A 16974-nucleotide genomic window follows, 5' to 3' on the forward strand; every position below is an offset into this window, starting at 1 on the left:
ACTGCAGCATGAAAATTAGACGGGGATAAGATGTTGATATGTGCCGGGAAGCTTATGTGGATAACTCTGGAAACTTCGAAGTGCCACTAGCTTGGCGGTGGAAAAATAAAATCATCCGACAATAACGCAATTTTGCAGTCTTTCTGCGAGTGCAAAGGCCATTAATCGGTCAAATTGGTAAAAACCGTGAGATTCTCCGATCCCCAGAGGCAAGTTTCCAAGAATCGATCCCACTTTTCGCAGCAAACATAATGTGAGTTTTGGGTCGAGCGCCATTGCCCACTTTCTGCAATACCGCGCTGAAGGATCGCGAAGCCCGGCTGGCCTGTACCGAGGAACGCCGCTTTTGGGCATAGACCAATCCGAGCCCTGTCGCAGGTGGCACCATCACCGCCCGACCCGCCCCCTCACCGAGGGGATCCTAATTCCGCTTTTTGAGAAGCGCTCCGACCCGATCAGGATTACCTATTACGTGCTACAACAAACCGCAGCCAGTACCCCCTAGAGACCGATCGGGCCGGAAACGCTTCAGTTCACCTGACGTTCCAGAACGGTGCTGTAAGTCGTTCCGTTACGCAGGCTACGGAAATCCGCATAGATCTTTCCATCTTCGTACCGGGCGTCGATCAACGCGTTTGCGCCGATGATCATGGGCGAGGTTTCGATGATCCCGATACTTCCCGAACCGTCCAGGCTGATGGTGCCAGTGGCCTCATTTTCGTTCCACTCGGCATCGCCTTCGCGACGCCATTTGCTGGGACCCCAGAACACGTTGTCTTCCTGAATCTGGACATCCAGCATCCATTCAGCCTGATTGAACCTGGGCTCATCGCCGCGTTGATAATGGCTTGGTGAAACGGTTGTGTACGAGCCCAACCAGGTACCGCGCAGATCCGGCGCGGTATCAGCCAGCGCGGCCGTACCAAGGGTGAGGGTCGTGGCCAGAGCGGCTGCTCCGGCAGTCATGTATCTGGTCATTGGCTCTCTCCTTCTGTCGGGCCGATGCTGGCCTGCTCAACAGATTGGGAGGGCGCGATCCAGTTACAACTTACCTGAGGGAAACTTCATGATTGGTTCATGGACCCCTTAGACATCCACAGCGAACGGGGGCACGTCAAACCCCGCGCCCCCTGTCGCAAGCCTTTGTGAAGATTGATCTATTCGATTGTGATACTACCTGTGATCGTATTCACGAACTTCTTGGTGTCAGGATCAGTCAGCGACGAAAAACCCCCGCTTCCGGTGGCGCTGGCCCAACTGCCCGAACCGCCCGAGACGGTCCAGTCGCCCGTCAAAGCCCCATCCGCACCAAGGCCCGTGGCCGTCCAGGTCATCACCGCCTTTTCGCCCGAGGTGGTATCGAACACACAATTCCCGGTGCCCGAGACCACAGCTCCGTTGACCAGCAGCGCACCGAAGCACGAACCCGTTGCCCCCTCCAGCGGGTGCCCGACGGTAACTTCGAAACTGTCATAGTCGGTCTGCGTTTTGACCACGGCGTTCCCGTCCGAGATGCCATAGACCTGGTTCGCGTTCGTCCCCATGCCCTTGGCTGCGGCGTCATAGGTCTCGGCCTGAGCCAAACCTGCGGACAAGCCTAGGGTCAGAACTGTGGCTGCGGTCGTCGTTAAGAATTTGTGCATAATAACCTCTCATTTCTGAGGGTCATGCGTTGCAGGCACCCGAAGAATAAAGCCGCCCAAACGCGGTCCCCCACGGACACAATAACAGATTGAGATGTGTGCGTCTAAAGCGGGGAACTATGCACCACGGATCAGCTTTCGAGCTTGCGGGCCACCAGATACGAGACCGGGAACGCCGCCACAAACCCCACGACAGCTGCGACCAGAATATGCGTCGCCGACGTGTAACCCATTGCCAAAACCGCAATTACAGCGGACCCGGCAAAGGTGGAACCAAGAAAGATGTGAAGGATCAGCATCAGGGTCAGCATAGGGTGCCTCGTTTTTCCAGTCTGTTTGCGCGCACCTTAAAACCAAGCTTGAGGGTGATCCTTGATCTGGGTCAGAATAAGTGGAAGTACGAGGCGCGATCAGGCCCATGCCAAAGCCGTGCCGACCAGGACAAGGCCAATCCCGGCGACTTCGCGACCAGAGAAGTTTTCGCCGAACAGGAAGTACGAGGCGATGGCGATCAGGATGACCTCGGCCCCCAGAATGCCGGTATAGATGATGCCCAACCGTTCCTCGCGCAACGCGGCAAGCTCCAGCGTCGCCCCGGCCAGCAGGGTTGCCACGATCAGCAGGCCAAGACCCACGCCGGGGAGTTTCCACCAGAACTTCATCGCGATCATGGCCACGGAATAGAGACCCGCCGACCCAAGGGCGATGATGGGGATCATGGACGTGGACATTTGGGCCTCCCGCAGAGGGTTCCGTTGGGTCAAGTGTAGCAGGAGGGTGCGGTTGGGGCTGTGAGGTGGGTCACAGTGTGGGTGATGGGTTAAAAACCCATCCTACGTAGGGTGGGTTTTCAACCCACCAATACACCGTAGGGCGGGCTTCAGCCCGCCATCCCTTCCGATCCATGCGCGTAGGGTTTGGGTCAGGCGAATGGCGGGCTGAAGCCCGCCCTACGGATTATGAATACCGTTCGATCAAAAGAACTGAGGGCAGCGCCGGCCCGAGGGGATGAGCGGCGTCTCGGAATTCGTCCAGTGGACGAATTCAGCCTCGAACGGGCGAAGCCCCGGGGCGCAAACGCGCCGCCTCATCAGGGCGGGTCGGCGCGGTCCGGCGGTATCGCCGGGCAGTTGAATTCTTAAATGTTAATAGGCAGTAACCGCCGACAAGACTCAGCTATCACCATCATTACTGTGCGAAAACGCACAGCTTCGCGCTACGTCGATGGGCTACGCCCATAAAGTGACGTAGCCTAGAAGTCCAGCAAATTTGCACAATCGCAACATTTTAACTTTAAAAACAACTATAGCCACAAGGGTGGCTATAGGACTTGCCGCCTGCATTGCAGTTCGGCGAATAGCGATTGCTACAAACAGCATATGGCTATTAGAAGGGTCAGTGTCAACGAAAAGTAGAAAAATTAGGTAAACGAGCAGTGAAAATTTGCTACATTGACGAAGCAGGGTGCACCGGCAGCCTGCCTTCTACCACATCTAGTATACAGCCAGCTCTAGTTATCACCGGGTCTTTATCGATTACGCCGATCTTCACCAGTTAACCACTGATTTGATCGAACTGAAGCAACGATTCTTTCCTAAGATACTTCCTAGCACCGCTACTCATCTGGACTGGATTCGGGCGGAAATCAAAGGTTCTGATCTGAGAAAAAATGCGTGCTCCGGAAGTCGGAACTTGGCGAGACACATTCGGTGTGATGGACGCCGCCACCCAACTCATAGACAAAGCAAACGCACAAATTGTAGGTCGCGTTTGGATCAAAGGTATCGCGCAAACAATGAATGGCGTGTCGGTTTATACGTCCTCCATGCAATCGATTTACGCAGACTTTCAACGCTATTTGACGTATCATAACGATTATGGGTTTGTCGTGGCAGACAGCCGAGTACACAATTTAAACACTCAGGTGGCACACTCAATCTTTACCCAGAAGTTTAAGGGAACAGGTGACTCGTATGACCGTATAGTCGAGTTACCCGCGTTCTCGCACTCCGACAACCATGCAGGATTGCAGGTTTCAGATCTACTCGCATCTGCCTTCGTGACTCTGATTTCGATTAACACCTATTGCGAAGGTCAAATTCAATCGGTTCATGTTCGCCCAACTACGTAAAAATAAAAAGTAAATACAAGTCTTGGTTAAAGGGCATCCAATATCGGTACCAAGAAGCAAGCGGACGCAGCCGTGGTGGAATAATTGTATCAGACGCACTGACAAAACGCCCCGGAGGCGAAATGTTCAGATAACACCTAACATAACGGAAATGGTAATGTGGGCACGCAGTTGGCTGCGCCAACCGCTTTCGCCCACCCGCCTTAAAAATGGACAACATTAGCTGTCCATTTTTAAGGCGCTAATAAACGCCTCCTGCGGGATATCCACCTTCCCGAACTGGCGCATCTTCTTTTTACCCGCCTTCTGCTTGTCCAGCAGTTTGCGTTTCCGCGTGGCGTCGCCTCCGTAACACTTCGCAGTCACGTCCTTGCGCAGCGCCGAGAGGGTCTCGCGGGCGATGACCTTGCCTCCGATGGCGGCCTGGATCGGGATTTTGAACATGTGGCGCGGGATCAGGTCCTTGAGCTTTTCGCACATCGCCCGGCCCCGCATCTCGGCCCGGTCGCGGTGAACCATGGTCGACAGTGCATCAACCGGTTCGTCATTCACCAGCACCGACATCTTGACCAGATTATCCTCGGTATAGCCGGTCATCTGGTAGTCGAACGAGGCATAGCCCTTGGTCACCGATTTCAGGCGGTCGTAGAAGTCAAAGACCACCTCATTCAGCGGCAGGTCATAGACGACCATGGCGCGGCTGCCCGCATAGGTCAGGTCCAGCTGGATACCGCGGCGGTCCTGGCAGAGTTTCAGCACGTCGCCGAGGTATTCGTCGGGCACCAGGATGGTCGCCTTGATGCGCGGTTCCTCGATATGGTCGACCTTGGATGGGTCGGGCATGTCGGCGGGGTTGTGCAGCTCGATCATCTCGCCGTCTTTCATGTAGACGTGATAGATCACCGAGGGCGCGGTGGTGATGAGCTCGATATCGTATTCGCGTTCGATGCGGTCACGGATGACCTCAAGGTGCAGAAGGCCCAGGAAGCCGCAGCGGAAGCCAAAGCCCAGCGCGGCCGAGGTTTCCATTTCAAAGCTGAAGCTGGCGTCGTTGAGCGCCAGCTTGTCGATCGCATCACGCAGGTCTTCGAATTCGGCGCTGTCCACGGGGAAGAGGCCGCAGAACACCACCGGCTGCGCGGGTTTGAAGCCCGTCAGCGCCTGTTCGGTGCCATTGCGGTCATTGGTGATGGTGTCGCCGACGCGGGTGTCGCGGACCTGTTTGATGGATGCGGTGAGAAAGCCGATCTCACCAGGGCCAAGCGAGTCCACCATCTCCATCTCAGGGCGGAAAACACCGACGCGGTCCACATGGTGCAGGGTGCCGTTTGACATGAACTTGACCCGCATGCCCTTTTTCAGCGTGCCGTCCATGATGCGGACCAGAACGATGACGCCGAGATAAGCGTCGTACCACGAATCCACCAGCATCGCCTTGAGCGGTGCATCCAGATTGCCCTGCGGTGCGGGCAGTTGCTGCACGATGGCTTCCAGCGTCTCATGGATGCCCTGCCCCGTCTTGGCGCTGACCTGAATGGCGTCGGTCGCGTCGATGCCGATGACGTCTTCGATCTGTTCGGCCACGCGGTCACAATCGGACGCGGGCAGATCGATCTTGTTTAGCACCGGCACGATCTCATGATCCGCGTCGATGGCCTGATAGACGTTCGCCAGCGTCTGCGCCTCAACCCCTTGGGTCGAGTCCACAACCAGTAGCGAGCCCTCGACCGCGCGCATGGACCGGCTGACCTCATAGGCGAAGTCCACATGGCCGGGGGTGTCGATCAGGTTCAGCACGTATTGCTCGCCATTGTCGGCGGTATAGTCGATGCGGACCGTGTTGGCCTTGATGGTGATGCCACGCTCGCGTTCGATATCCATGCTGTCGAGCAGCTGTTCCTTCATGTCGCGATCCTTGACCGTTCCGGTCTCTTGGATGAGCCGGTCAGCAAGAGTGGATTTGCCATGGTCGATATGCGCGACGATGGAGAAATTGCGGATATGAGCGAGGTCTGTCATGGGTTGGGATATGTCCGGAGATTTGGGTCTCGTCAAGCCGTGAAGCGTTGCAGCATAGGCGCGCAGTGGGTCTTTCTACCTAAATGCATTTACCCAGTATTTGCGAACGGATAGGATTATGCCGTTGATTGGCCCGAACACTAACAAGAAAGCAGTTTAAACGTTGGCCGACTATTCGATTTTCGTTCTTGGTGAAAGCCAACTGTCGATCACGGTGCCTCAGGGGTTGGACGGCATCACTCAGGGCACGGGCATACATTTGATCGGTCAGACGATCACGATTGACTCTCGCGCGGCGACCGAGGTCTTCATCACCGACGCGGGAAGCGACACCAATTTTGCCGACAACGATGGAAATCAGCGTTTGGACGGCGACCAGACGATAGACGGCACGCTATTCACCGACGGCACGCGAGTTGAGGCTGAGTACGGCATCACCTTAACAGATGGAGTGAACACTTGGCAGGCGGTTGCGTTCAACGTAACCAACTCTTCTCCAGCATACGCAACCGTTGAGGGGATTGCCTTTATCGGAGGGCCCGGTCAGTTTCCCCCCGCTGGCGTGCCCTTGACCGTTGTCAGCACGCAGGAAGGCCCGAGCTTTGATGAAAGCGAATATGTTACACCGATCTGCTATGATGCTGGAACTTTAATTGAAACGGAACAGGGTCACCTGCCAATCGAAGCATTGAAGCCGGGTGACAGGGTTTGGACACAGGATGATGGGTTTGTTTCGGTGCAATGGACGGGTGTCCAGGATGTCATTGCTGCAGGCCGCTTCAAACTAGTGAAAATTCCCGTTGGCGTTCTATCCAACTTTGCCCCGCTCAAAGTCTCCCAGCAACATAGGATATTGATTTCACATCCATTGGCCGAGTTGTTGTTCGCAGAGAATGAAGTTTTTGTCCCCGCCATAAGCCTTGTGGATGCCGGTATCGCATATCTGGCTACAGATCGAACGGCTCGCTTTCATCACTTTTTACTGGAACGGCATAACGTCGTCCGGGCGAACGGCGCAGCCTCCGAAAGTCTGCTGACCGCATGTTTGGCGGATCAGCTAAACCCAGACAGGCTATTTTTTCCCGAACTCACGGGGCGTGTTATGGAAACAACAGACACGGCAAGACTGGCCTTAAAACGCCGTGAGGCCGCATTTTTGCTCCAATCGCTGTTGTCCATTGATCCGCAAACCCGATTGATTCATACTCCGCCGCAGACCGAGAGGGGCGTCAGATCACTCCGGGCAGGCAAAAACGAGGCAAGAGCATGAAAAAGTTCCTCCTAATCGCACTATGTGCCACATCTCTGACGGCGATAGCACCGGTCGAAGCTGCGCAGATCAAACGGGCGTGTCTGGCGTCTGATCGTACAGCCGCGACACGGGATCGATGCAACTGCATTCAACGCGTGGCCAATCAGGCATTGACCCGCAGCGATCAGAAAACCGTCGCGAAGTGGTTCACCGACCCCCACCAGGCGCAAGAGTTGAAGATGTCGCAAACTGCGCGCGATGATGCGCTGTGGGATCGGTATCAGAACTTTGGCCAGATGGCACAGGCGATCTGCAGCTAAGGCATTCTGAATCCTTGACCTGATCCGTCCTGCGCCCCAGAAAAGGCGCAGCGAAAGGTGTATCTAATGGTAATGAAAGGGCTGACCCTGCGTGGGCTCGAAGTGTTCGAAGCCTTGGCGCGGACAGGATCGGTGGCGCAGGCGGCCGAGATCACCGGGCTCAGCCAGCCTTCAGTGTCACAGCAATTGCGTAATCTGGAAAACGCTCTTGGCACCGAATTGGTGGATCACGGGCGACGCCCGATGCGGCTCACCCAGGCCGGGCACAGCTTTTTGGCACGAACCGAGTCAGTTCTGGCCGAGCTGCAAATAGCACAAAGCGAGTTGACCGTGATGGACCTGGGGCACCTCACCACTTTGTCCATCGGGCTGATCGACGACTTTGACAATGACCTGACGCCTCGATTGGCGACCCTATTGGCCGACAACCTGACACGGTCGAATTTCAAGCTCATTACCCTGCCCAGCCTGGATCTGTTTGCCGAGTTGGAAGCGCAACGCCTGCACCTGATGGTCTCGGCCCATTCCGGCGAAGTGCTTGAAGGTGTGGTCGAATATCCCTTGGTCCGCGACCCATTTATTCTGGTGACCCCCAAGGGGGTCGACAATGCCACGCAGGACCTGCCCTTTCTGCGCTATGCCCGTGAACAGCTGATCAGCCGCCAAATCGAGTCGCATCTGGCGCGGCAGCAACAGAAATATGAGGAACGGTTCGAGATCGGTTCGCATCTTGCCTTAATGGCCATGGTCGCACGCGGGTTGGGCTGGGCGATCACAACGCCGCTGGGCTATATGCGGGCAGCGCGTTTCCACGACGCGCTGGCGGTCCATCCCGTACCATTCGGAGAGTTTTCGCGCACAATTTCCCTGTTCACGCGCACCGATTGGTCCGATCAGGTTCCACAAGAGGTCGCGGGCATGATGCGCCGCCTTATGCGCAATCAGATCGTCGACCCGGCGTTGGTGCAACTGCCATGGCTGACGGATAAACTGAAAGTAATGGGCTAGGCCCGCAGATGCGCGTGAAGCCCTTTAACGGCAGCTTCGATTAGGTCCAGCGCCCCGTCGAAATCACGGGTGTAATACGGATCGGGTACATGATCGGCACCCGTTTCGGGTGCGAAATCGGTGAGCAACTGTACAGGGGTAGTGCTCCCAGCGGGGCGCAACGCCTCGATACTTGCAATGTTTTCGGCGTCCATACCGATGATCAAATCGAACCGTTCGAAATCCTCGGCTACAAACAGCCGGGCTCGCAGGTCGCTAAGGTCAATTTCGCGGGCCTGTGCCGCTGCCTGCATCGGCCCATAAGGCGGATTACCAATATGCCAACCCGAGGTTCCGGCGCTATCGGTGGTGTGATGCGGCGCGCGGGCGCGAAACACGCCTTCGGCAGCAGGAGAACGGCAGATATTGCCGAGACAGACAAAGAGGATACGGTGGGTCATGGGCCAAGGTGTACCGCGAAGGGCAAAGATGGAAAAGATCGTCATACTGACAGGGGCCGGTATTTCTGCCGAAAGCGGGTTGGGCACCTTCCGCGATGAAGGCGGGTTATGGGCACAACACCGGATTGAGGACGTCGCCACTCCCGAAGGTTTCGCCCGCGATCCCGCTCTGGTTCACCGGTTCTACAACGCCCGGCGCGTACAGGCTGCCAAGGCCAAATCTAACGCTGCGCATGCCGCGCTGGCACGGCTGCAAATGGACTTTCCCGGCGAGGTGGTGATCGTCACTCAGAACGTCGACAGCCTGCACGAATCTGGCGGCGCCGAGCATGTGATCCACATGCATGGCACGTTGGCCGGAGCGTTTTGCCCGGCATGCAGCCACCGCTGGGCATCACCACCCGAGATGGCCGTGGGCGAACCCTGCCCTGCCTGCGGTGCCGCCACCGCGCGACCGGATGTGGTCTGGTTTGGCGAGATGCCCTATCACATGGACGCAATCTACGACCATCTGGCCGAAGCGACCCTGTTTGCTGCCATCGGCACCTCGGGTCAGGTCTATCCAGCCGCCGCCTTCGTTCATGAAGCCTTGCAATCCGGCGCCCGCACGGTCGAACTGAACCTCGAACCTTCAACCGGAGCCTCCAGTTTTGATGAGGTCATTCTCGGCCCCGCAACGGAAACAGTCCCATCTTGGGTAGATGGCTTGCTCAGCCCGAGATGACAGCAGACACCGGCAGAATTTTCCGTTTATAGTGAAGGCCTAACCAGCTGGGAGAGCATCATGTCAGACCCTCAATCCCCGCACGAGGAAATCCTCGAGGATGGCACTTTGGACGGCCGCGACGCTTTGGGCGATCAACTCGCGGGACTGTGGTGGACGTTCCTGTTGCGCGGCATCTTCGCTGGGGCACTGGGCATCGCTGCGCTGTTCTGGCCGACAGGCAGCATTTCACTGCTGTTGCGTCTGGTCGGTCTGCTTCTGATCGTGGATGGTGGCTTGACCTTGCTGGGCTTTGGTCGGCGTGGATTGATAGGGGGCGTAGGGGTCGGCGCCCTGTTGATCGGTCTGGTACTTCTCCTGTGGCCCGAAGGCGTGGCGCGGCTGACCTTCTTCTTGTTGGGGGCGTGGGCCCTGATCATCGGCGTTGGCTCGCTGATGGCATGGCGGCAAATGTCGGATCAACACCCCGATGCGCCCTCAGTGCGCAATTCCGGGGTCATAGCGCTGCTGATCGGGTTGGTGCTGATCTTCTGGCCCGGCAGCGGAATGGTGGCGCTGGGATGGGCCATTGCCTTCGGGGCCCTGGCCTTCTCGGCGGTGATGTTCTGGCTGACGGCCCGGTTCAAACGCGCCCATGACCGGGTCGCCATGCGCGTGGTCAATCGCTAACCACCTCCGGAAACGGCAACAGGCCGGGCAAAGCCCGACCTGACGCATGGATGAGGGCCGCAGCGCGGCCTGAAGACAGGCGTAGCCTCAGTTCGAATGTGTCCCGTGGCCGCCGGCGTCCTGACGTTCCAGATCAACCGGCACCTCGATCTCGATCTCTCCGGCCTTCTCAAAAATCAGCGTCACCGGTACGGTCGCGCCTTGCTCGAATGGGGCAGTCAGCCCCATGAACATCACATGGTCGCCACCGCGCTTCAGCATGTGGGTTTCACCGGCTGGAATGACAAAACCTTCTTCGACGTGCATCATCTTAGCTACGCCGTTGTCATCAATCTTGTGGGTATGCAGCTCAACACGTGCAGACGCATCGGATTCCACGCCAATCAACCGGTCGTCAGCCTCGCCCGTGTTTTTGATCATCATAAAGGCAGCACCGGCCTTGGCTGCTTTGCCTGCGGACCGCGCATAGGCGTCATCAACGGCAATTGTATCCTGTGCAAAAGCAGATGTTGCCAGCGTTGCAGCGACCAGAGTGATCAGAAGTTTGGATTTGAGGGACATCGCGCCTCTCCTTGTATAAGTGTCTAAAAGAAAATGTGTCTTCAGATCACAACCGGAGGCGCGCGCGCCGGTCTGAAGGGAACCGGCAGGGCAACCAGATTGCCTGCCTTGCGCAAAGGCGCGGGCTGAACCTGTTCTGGCGCAACGGGCATGGCGGCTGCCGGGACAACGACCGCCCCCAAAAGGGCCAGCGCGTATTCAGGGCAGAAATGAGGGGGTTGAGTCGGCTGGCCTTCGGCGTCCATATAGACCACCACCGGGCCGGTACCTGTACACAGCACCATCTGCCCCACCGCCCTGTCCATTCCGCGCGATGCAGCCACCCCCTGCCCTGTCAGAATGACAAGCAGCGAAAGCGCCAAAGGCAGAAATCTGTTCAGAACGGGTTTCATCCTGCGCCTGATATAGGCCGGACTTAAAGCGGGCTTCAAGCGCAATCGAATACGCCTGAAACCCGCAACCACTGGGTTCGTGTCAGCTGTCTACGCCAGGACGTTTGACGGACCCTTTGGTCAGGCTCGTATGCAACCTGTTCACCTGTCGTTGCATCCGAAAGCATGTCCCAAACGTCTTGCCAAAAAAGGCAGCCAACAGGGAGAGGAAATCAGACAATTTTAAAGACATGGGGGTAAACTCCGCCAGATGAATATGACTAAACATAAAACAGTCCTGGCGCAGGGTATGTGAACAATATCACCGTGGTTGAAAATTTAATTCCAGTTCAGGAGCAGGCCGCGCAAGAAAAAACCCTGCACCTTGCGGTACAGGGTTGAATTCTTTGAAGGGAAAAGGGTTTACGCCGTGGCTTGTGCCTTGGCAATTTCCTTTTTCACTTTCAGCGCGTTTGCCGACAGTTCGTCATCTTTGGCTTTGGCCAGGAACGCATCCAGACCACCACGGTGGTCGACCGAGCGCAGTGCAGCCGCCGAGATGCGCAGCTTGACGCCACGGCCCAGGGTTTCGGACTGCAGGGTAACGTCGTTCAGGTTCGGCAGAAAACGACGACGAGTTCTGTTTTTGGCGTGGCTGACATTGTTGCCAGTCATCGGGCCTTTTCCGGTCAGTTCGCAACGGCGCGACATGGTTTCTTCCTTTGTTTCTGGAGGCCGGGCATGATGCCAGCGGCCAAATCACAAGGGGCGCAACCCGAAGTCGCGCCCGAAAACTGGTTGGATGCGTGTAGTGGGAATCGCCAGAAGGGTCAAGACAGATCGCGCGAAATCTTTGCTCAGGCATCACCGGGCGGTTGGATACACGCCTACAAAAGCGGTTTTTTGTTCTTGCGATGGCGTTCCAACAGATGCGACTGCTGCCGTCCGCGCGGAATATAGCGGGCGGGTCGCGGTGTCAGTTTCTTTTCGATCAGCTCAGGAAATATCTCAAAAATCTCGCGGCGGGCCTCAGAACTCAGAGTTTTCAGCGCCTCGGGCCCTGTAAACAGGCTTTCTGTCGGCGCGCCTTCGGCAAAGATGACCTGATGTTGATCGAAAAGCAGATGGTAGTACTCAACCGATGTGACGTCTTCGTCCACGAAAATACCGGGCAAGGCTGTTAGCTTTATAGCGGGAATCAGCACTTCGCGTTCGTCGAACATGCGTTGGGCAATGGGGGACTGGACCAGCATCCGATGCTGTCGCGAAACCAATAAGTCCCGACTTGGAAAACCGCCGCCCAGCGCCCCTGCCAGAATTCGAATGGGATAAAGCTTGGGATTCCTCTTCAATCCGTCCAGATCAAAGCGTCGCCTCCCGATCCAGCGAATCTGTTGCAACCCCTTACCCAGTGTCTCAATCATGTCACCGGTGCAGAGATCTTGGATAAGCACGGGGCCGGATCGTGTCAAAATCTCAGTGTCGCGTGTGAAGCATGGAACCCCTGTTCCGTTCTCGAATGCCTGATAAGAGACGGACGGCCCAGACGGTAGGTTCGACGGCAGGATAAAAGTGCCGCTTGAGACCGAGTAGGAAACGCCTTCCTCAACTGTGAAAGTTCCAAACGTATCGTCGGTGACGACCGTGCCAACGGGCAGGTTCAAGCTGTCCGTTCCACCGCCACCGCGAACGTCGCCTGTAACGTTTGTGCTGTTGATGTTCAGGGTGTCGTTGCCCTGCCCCAGCCGAACATCACCAACGGTAGATCCCTGAAGGTTGACCGTATCATCATCAATTCCGGCATTCACTTGCCCGACCACAGTACTGCCGGTGATAACGATATCGTCGTCTCCGCGATTGCCCCGCACGGAACCGGAAATCGTACTGTTGGTAACGGTTACGTCGTCATCGCCCTGTCTGGCGCGAATATTGTCAATTGGTCCGGGTACCGTTGTCCCGTTTAAAGAACCGGTATTGTCGGTGACTTCAATGTCGTCGTCGTTATTCGTCCCGTTGATATCGGGCATGTTCGACGGTTCCTGTCGCCTGGGCCAATCGCACAACTCAAAATTGCATTCGCGTCGATCTTACACGACAAATGATGAACGCGCCACTCTGCCCGGCCGGTTAGTCTGCCGCCAATTCAGTCAGCATTTGTTTGGCCGCGATCGATGGGCTAAGGACACCTTCACCTACCTGAGTGCTGAAACGATCCATCATCGCACGCGCCTGTGGTGTTTCGAGCCGGGCCAACAGGGCATGCCGGACCTCTTGATCGAACCAATATCGCGCTTGATTGGTTCGATTGGCCTCCCAATGGCCAGCTTCTCGCCGCCAATCAGTCAGCGATTGCATTTCGGACCACGCGTCTTCCAAGCCGTGTTCTTCCACCGCCGACACTGTCATAGCCTTGGGAAAGGTCTCGGGGTCCTGCGGGCGCTTTCGCAACAGGCGCAGCGCTCCGGCATAGTCAGCGCAGGTGCGGATGGCTGTAGGCTTCAGATCTCCGTCTGCCTTGTTAATTAGAATCATGTCGGCCATTTCCATGATGCCGCGCTTGACGCCTTGCAATTCGTCTCCGCCCGCTGGGGCCAGCAGCAACAGGAACAGGTCGGACATTTCGGACACAACGGTTTCTGACTGACCCACACCCACGGTTTCGATCAGCACCACATCGAATGCGGCAGCCTCGCACAGGGCAATCGCCTCGCGCGTACGTCGGGCCACTCCACCCAGATGCGACTGGCTGGGGGATGGGCGGATAAAGGCGTTTCTCTCGCGGCTCAGACGTTCCATCCGGGTCTTGTCGCCCAGAATCGAGCCTCCGGAGCGGGACGAGCTAGGGTCCACCGCCAGCACCGCCACCCGCAGCCCTTGGGCGATCAGCATCATGCCAAAACTCTCGATAAAGGTGGATTTGCCGACCCCTGGCGTTCCTGACAAGCCTATGCGCAGCGATTGCCGTTTGGATTTGGCCAGATGCGCCAGCAATTCGGTCGCCTGTGCCCGGTGATCCTCACGGCCGCTTTCGACCAGAGTGATGGCGCGGGCAAGTGCGCGCCGCTCACCGTTCAAAATCCTGTCGCTCAGGCTGTCTATGTCCATTTCATCCTCGATGTGTTGCGGCACGACTACTTGCCGCCCCGACAAACTGTTTGTCCAGACTGGACCGCTGCGGAAATACGCCGCACACCAATTATTCGCACCCATGTGTTGCCGTTCCTCCGCTGTTAGCGGTTGCGCTACTCCTGTTCGCGCCGCGCACATGGCGGAACTGGACCTTGCCGTTTCGTTGGCGGATAAAGCCCGCATGACACGACTGCCCATTGAAGACGCCATCCCAGACCTGCTTGCGGCCCTCAAGAGTTCCGGCCGCGCTGTTCTTCAGGCCCCTCCGGGGGCAGGTAAAACAACACGAGTTCCCCTGGCGATACTCGAGGCGGGCTTGTGCGAAGGCAAGATCGTGATGTTGGAGCCGCGCAGATTGGCCGCGCGCGCTGCTGCCGAAAGGATGGCCGACACTTTGGGCCAACGCGCGGGTGAGACCGTAGGTTATCGGGTGCGGGGCGAAGCCAAGGTTTCAAAATCAACCCGGATCGAGGTCGTGACCGAAGGCATTCTGACCCGGATGTTGCAATCCAATCCCGACTTACCGGGTGTGGACGCCGTGATTTTCGACGAATTCCACGAACGATCCCTGAACGCCGATCTGGGATTGGCCCTTTGTTTGGAAGTCACCGGCGCTCTGCGGGATGACCTGATGCTACTGGCCATGTCGGCAACGTTGGATGCCGAGCCGGTTGGACGGTTGATAGGCGCGCCGTTGGTCACCTCCGAAGGGCGCAGTTTTCCGGTCGAAACACACTGGCTGGACCGCCCTTTGGGGGCGCAGGCACGGCGGCTGGACGCTCTGGTCGATCTGGTTGTTCAGGCTGAAAGGGACACGCGCAAAACCGGCGGCGGGGTGTTGGTGTTCTTGCCAGGTGAGGGTGAAATTCGCCGGGCCGAGGCCGCCTTGTCCGCGCGCTTGCCGGAGAACTGCGTGCTGCGTCCCCTGTTCGGGGCCATGCCTTTTGCCGCCCAGCGCGCTGCGATTGCGCCGATGGATCAAGGGCGCAAAGTGGTGTTGGCCACGTCGATTGCCGAAACCTCACTGACCATTCCCGACATTCGGGTCGTGGTTGATATGGGGCAAGCGCGACGGGCGCGGTTCGATCCCGGTTCGGGCATGTCCCGTTTGGTAACCGAGCGTGTAACCCGCGCCGAAGCCACCCAGCGCGCCGGTCGCGCAGGCCGCGTGGCAGAGGGCAAGTGCTATCGGTTGTGGTCCAAGGGTGAAGAAGGTGCGTTGTCTGCTTACCCTCCGGCCGAGATCGAGGCCGCGGACCTGACAGGTTTGGCATTGGAACTGGCGCTGTGGGGTGCCGAACCGGGCGATCTGGCCTTTCTGACACCGCCGCCCGAAGGCACGATGGCCGAGTCAAAGGCTCTGCTGACGATGCTGGGGGCGCTGGATGCCAAGGGGCGGATTACCGAACACGGGCGCGCCCTGGCTGCCCTGCCCCTGCATCCGCGCCTGGGTCATATGTTGGTGTCTGCCGGTTCCGGTGCCGCCACTTTGGCCGCATTGATGGCCGAACGCGATCCGCTAAAGGGCGCGCCGTCAGACCTTTTGCTGCGACTAGAGGCGCTGCGCGACATCCGCGCGTTTCAACGCAACCGCGTCTGGCAAGTGAATGCGGGCGCAGTGGATCGGATCAAAGCCGAAACCAAACGTCTGCGTACCAAGGGCAAGGCCAGTGATCTGAGCCCCGCCGCCATGGCCGCGTCGGCCTATCCCGACCGCATCGGACAGCGCCGCAAAGGCGACGTTCCCCGCTATGTTCTGTCAGGCGGCAAAGGGGTGGTGCTGGACAGCGGCGATACGCTGGCCGCGGCACCTTATCTGGTGGTCACGGACACAGACGGTAATCCGCGCGAAGCACGGGTGCGCATGGCCGCCCAGATCAGCGAAGGCGAAATCCGCGATCTGTTTGCCGGGCAAATCAGCTGGGTCGACAGCTGCGCCTGGTCAAAACGCGACCGCCGGGTGGTGGCGCGCAAACAGGAAAGGTTCGGCGCGATCACGCTAAGCGACCGTCTGTGGAAGGACGTGCCGGACGATGCCGTGGCGCAGGCCATGCTGGATGGCGTGCGCGATCTTGGATTGCGTCTGGACGGAGCGGCGGCGCGGTTGGCGGCGCGCGTTGAATTGGTGCGGGCCGAAGGGGCTGATCTGCCTGACTTTACCATCGAAGGGCTGACAGAGTCGCTTGAGGACTGGCTGCTGCCCATGCTCTCGGGCGTACGCAACGCCGAAGAGTGGAAGCGGTTTGACCTGCTGCCCGCTCTGCGCGCCCGGCTAGACTGGATCCAGACGCAAGAACTGGATCGCCGCGCGCCCGGATCGTTCGAAACACCGCTGGGCCGAAAGGTGCCGATTGATTATGGCGGCGCGGTGCCTGAGATTTCCGTGCGCCTGCAAGAGTTGTTTGGCGTAACGCAGCATCCGGTTGTGGGGGGCGAGGCGTTGAAAATTACCCTGCTTTCTCCTGCGCAACGACCGATCCAGATCACCCGTGATCTACCAGGATTCTGGGCGGGCTCTTACGCCGATGTTCGCAAGGATATGCGCGCGCAATACCCCAAGCATCCCTGGCCCGAAGACCCGACACAGGCCGACCCAACCCTGCGCGCCAAACGGCGGAAATAACCACGACCCCGACATTTGTGATAGAGTTGGTTCAGGCAATTGTTTGTACCAGCCCTATTTCACTGTTATGTGCCGACGTTTCAG

At 57.9% G+C, this 16974-nt stretch carries 18 protein-coding genes; 7 read left to right on the top strand and 11 right to left on the bottom strand.

The genetic code is table 11. The annotated features are described in order from the left end of the window. Positions 1-528 precede the first annotated feature (528 nt). The 4 genes from ACR3EP_RS08670 to ACR3EP_RS08685 form a co-directional block, all read right to left on the bottom strand. A complete protein-coding gene (locus ACR3EP_RS08670) occupies positions 529-978 on the bottom strand; it encodes a hypothetical protein (RefSeq protein ID WP_170351349.1) in 450 nt (149 codons plus the stop codon). A gap of 179 nt (positions 979-1157) precedes the next feature. Continuing rightward, on the bottom strand, positions 1158-1643 hold the full coding sequence (locus tag ACR3EP_RS08675) for a hypothetical protein (protein WP_480637338.1): 486 nt from the start codon (positions 1641-1643) through the stop codon (positions 1158-1160). A gap of 131 nt (positions 1644-1774) precedes the next feature. Further along, the gene (locus tag ACR3EP_RS08680) at positions 1775-1954 is read right to left on the bottom strand and encodes a CTP synthetase (RefSeq protein WP_170351351.1); all 180 of its coding nucleotides are present in this window, start codon (positions 1952-1954) and stop codon (positions 1775-1777) included. Between the two features lie 99 nt (positions 1955-2053). Then, positions 2054-2374 (bottom strand): hypothetical protein, encoded by a 321-nt coding sequence (locus ACR3EP_RS08685; RefSeq protein ID WP_170362554.1) that lies wholly within the window; start codon positions 2372-2374, stop codon positions 2054-2056. A gap of 938 nt (positions 2375-3312) precedes the next feature. On the opposite strand from ACR3EP_RS08685, the gene ACR3EP_RS08690 reads away from it, so the two are divergent. Further along, positions 3313-3774 (top strand): DUF3800 domain-containing protein, encoded by a 462-nt coding sequence (locus ACR3EP_RS08690; protein WP_480637340.1) that lies wholly within the window; start codon positions 3313-3315, stop codon positions 3772-3774. 219 nt (positions 3775-3993) lie between these two features. On the opposite strand, the gene lepA is transcribed toward ACR3EP_RS08690, so the two are convergent. Then, on the bottom strand, positions 3994-5793 hold the full coding sequence (lepA, locus tag ACR3EP_RS08695; protein WP_480637342.1) for a translation elongation factor 4: 1800 nt from the start codon (positions 5791-5793) through the stop codon (positions 3994-3996). Positions 5794-5956: 163 nt separating this feature from the next. Between lepA and ACR3EP_RS08700 the strand changes: the two genes are divergently transcribed. From ACR3EP_RS08700 to ACR3EP_RS08710, 3 genes are all read left to right on the top strand, one after another. Then, a complete protein-coding gene (locus tag ACR3EP_RS08700; RefSeq protein WP_425082177.1) occupies positions 5957-7063 on the top strand; it encodes a Hint domain-containing protein in 1107 nt (368 codons plus the stop codon). Further along, on the top strand, positions 7060-7365 hold the full coding sequence (locus tag ACR3EP_RS08705) for a hypothetical protein (protein WP_170351356.1): 306 nt from the start codon (positions 7060-7062) through the stop codon (positions 7363-7365). Before ACR3EP_RS08700 ends, ACR3EP_RS08705 begins: the two co-directional genes overlap by 4 nt. A 66-nt stretch (positions 7366-7431) precedes the next feature. After that, entirely contained in the window at positions 7432-8373 is a 942-nt protein-coding gene (locus ACR3EP_RS08710) for a LysR family transcriptional regulator (RefSeq protein WP_480637344.1), read from the top strand. On the opposite strand, the gene ACR3EP_RS08715 is transcribed toward ACR3EP_RS08710, so the two are convergent. Further along, positions 8370-8813 carry a low molecular weight protein-tyrosine-phosphatase gene (locus ACR3EP_RS08715; protein WP_480639010.1) on the bottom strand — a complete coding sequence of 148 codons (444 nt, stop codon included), beginning with the start codon at positions 8811-8813 and terminating at the stop codon, positions 8370-8372. The two genes, ACR3EP_RS08710 and ACR3EP_RS08715, sit on opposite strands and share 4 nt — an antisense overlap. A 28-nt stretch (positions 8814-8841) precedes the next feature. Here ACR3EP_RS08715 and ACR3EP_RS08720 point away from each other — a divergent pair, with 28 nt between their 5' ends. After that, positions 8842-9537 (top strand): NAD-dependent deacylase, encoded by a 696-nt coding sequence (locus ACR3EP_RS08720; RefSeq protein ID WP_480637346.1) that lies wholly within the window; start codon positions 8842-8844, stop codon positions 9535-9537. Between the two features lie 60 nt (positions 9538-9597). After that, positions 9598-10206 (top strand): HdeD family acid-resistance protein, encoded by a 609-nt coding sequence (locus tag ACR3EP_RS08725; protein ID WP_170351359.1) that lies wholly within the window; start codon positions 9598-9600, stop codon positions 10204-10206. An 87-nt stretch (positions 10207-10293) separates the two neighbouring features. On the opposite strand, the gene ACR3EP_RS08730 is transcribed toward ACR3EP_RS08725, so the two are convergent. The 5 genes from ACR3EP_RS08730 to meaB all read right to left on the bottom strand — a co-directional run bounded on the left by ACR3EP_RS08730 (position 10294) and on the right by meaB (position 14243). Then, positions 10294-10767, bottom strand: a complete 474-nt coding sequence (locus ACR3EP_RS08730) for a copper chaperone PCu(A)C (RefSeq protein WP_170362548.1) — start codon at positions 10765-10767, stop codon at positions 10294-10296. Between the two features lie 41 nt (positions 10768-10808). Continuing rightward, positions 10809-11159, bottom strand: coding sequence for a hypothetical protein (locus tag ACR3EP_RS08735; protein ID WP_480637349.1), 351 nt, complete (start codon positions 11157-11159; stop codon positions 10809-10811). Positions 11160-11561: 402 nt separating this feature from the next. Beyond that, on the bottom strand, positions 11562-11849 hold the full coding sequence (gene rpmB, locus ACR3EP_RS08740) for a 50S ribosomal protein L28 (protein WP_170362546.1): 288 nt from the start codon (positions 11847-11849) through the stop codon (positions 11562-11564). A gap of 176 nt (positions 11850-12025) precedes the next feature. Beyond that, complete coding sequence (locus tag ACR3EP_RS08745; protein ID WP_480637351.1) at positions 12026-13165, bottom strand: Hint domain-containing protein; 1140 nt, start codon at positions 13163-13165, stop codon at positions 12026-12028. A gap of 100 nt (positions 13166-13265) precedes the next feature. Continuing rightward, positions 13266-14243 carry a methylmalonyl Co-A mutase-associated GTPase MeaB gene (gene meaB / locus ACR3EP_RS08750; RefSeq protein WP_170351482.1) on the bottom strand — a complete coding sequence of 326 codons (978 nt, stop codon included), beginning with the start codon at positions 14241-14243 and terminating at the stop codon, positions 13266-13268. Between the two features lie 205 nt (positions 14244-14448). Between meaB and hrpB the strand changes: the two genes are divergently transcribed. Continuing rightward, on the top strand, positions 14449-16890 hold the full coding sequence (gene hrpB / locus ACR3EP_RS08755) for an ATP-dependent helicase HrpB (RefSeq protein ID WP_480637353.1): 2442 nt from the start codon (positions 14449-14451) through the stop codon (positions 16888-16890). The last annotated feature ends 84 nt before the right edge of the window (positions 16891-16974 follow it).

It is taken from the genome of Ruegeria sp. BB10, assembly GCF_056535725.1.

Excerpts from the sequence above, each read along its gene's own strand:
- ACR3EP_RS08730 (WP_170362548.1), bottom strand. The coding sequence starts at position 10,767 with ATGTCCCTCAAATCCAAACTTCTGATCACTCTGGTCGCTGCAACGCTG.
- ACR3EP_RS08690 (WP_480637340.1), top strand. The coding sequence starts at position 3,313 with ATGCGTGCTCCGGAAGTCGGAACTTGGCGAGACACATTCGGTGTGATG.
- ACR3EP_RS08685 (WP_170362554.1), bottom strand. The coding sequence starts at position 2,374 with ATGTCCACGTCCATGATCCCCATCATCGCCCTTGGGTCGGCGGGTCTC.
- ACR3EP_RS08720 (WP_480637346.1), top strand. The coding sequence starts at position 8,842 with ATGGAAAAGATCGTCATACTGACAGGGGCCGGTATTTCTGCCGAAAGC.
- lepA (WP_480637342.1), bottom strand. The coding sequence starts at position 5,793 with ATGACAGACCTCGCTCATATCCGCAATTTCTCCATCGTCGCGCATATC.
- rpmB (WP_170362546.1), bottom strand. The coding sequence starts at position 11,849 with ATGTCGCGCCGTTGCGAACTGACCGGAAAAGGCCCGATGACTGGCAAC.
- ACR3EP_RS08725 (WP_170351359.1), top strand. The coding sequence starts at position 9,598 with ATGTCAGACCCTCAATCCCCGCACGAGGAAATCCTCGAGGATGGCACT.
- ACR3EP_RS08715 (WP_480639010.1), bottom strand. The coding sequence starts at position 8,813 with ATGACCCACCGTATCCTCTTTGTCTGTCTCGGCAATATCTGCCGTTCT.
- ACR3EP_RS08675 (WP_480637338.1), bottom strand. The coding sequence starts at position 1,643 with ATGCACAAATTCTTAACGACGACCGCAGCCACAGTTCTGACCCTAGGC.
- ACR3EP_RS08735 (WP_480637349.1), bottom strand. The coding sequence starts at position 11,159 with ATGAAACCCGTTCTGAACAGATTTCTGCCTTTGGCGCTTTCGCTGCTT.
- ACR3EP_RS08670 (WP_170351349.1), bottom strand. The coding sequence starts at position 978 with ATGACCAGATACATGACTGCCGGAGCAGCCGCTCTGGCCACGACCCTC.
- ACR3EP_RS08745 (WP_480637351.1), bottom strand. The coding sequence starts at position 13,165 with ATGCCCGATATCAACGGGACGAATAACGACGACGACATTGAAGTCACC.
- hrpB (WP_480637353.1), top strand. The coding sequence starts at position 14,449 with ATGACACGACTGCCCATTGAAGACGCCATCCCAGACCTGCTTGCGGCC.
- ACR3EP_RS08680 (WP_170351351.1), bottom strand. The coding sequence starts at position 1,954 with ATGCTGACCCTGATGCTGATCCTTCACATCTTTCTTGGTTCCACCTTT.
- ACR3EP_RS08710 (WP_480637344.1), top strand. The coding sequence starts at position 7,432 with ATGGTAATGAAAGGGCTGACCCTGCGTGGGCTCGAAGTGTTCGAAGCC.
- ACR3EP_RS08705 (WP_170351356.1), top strand. The coding sequence starts at position 7,060 with ATGAAAAAGTTCCTCCTAATCGCACTATGTGCCACATCTCTGACGGCG.
- meaB (WP_170351482.1), bottom strand. The coding sequence starts at position 14,243 with ATGGACATAGACAGCCTGAGCGACAGGATTTTGAACGGTGAGCGGCGC.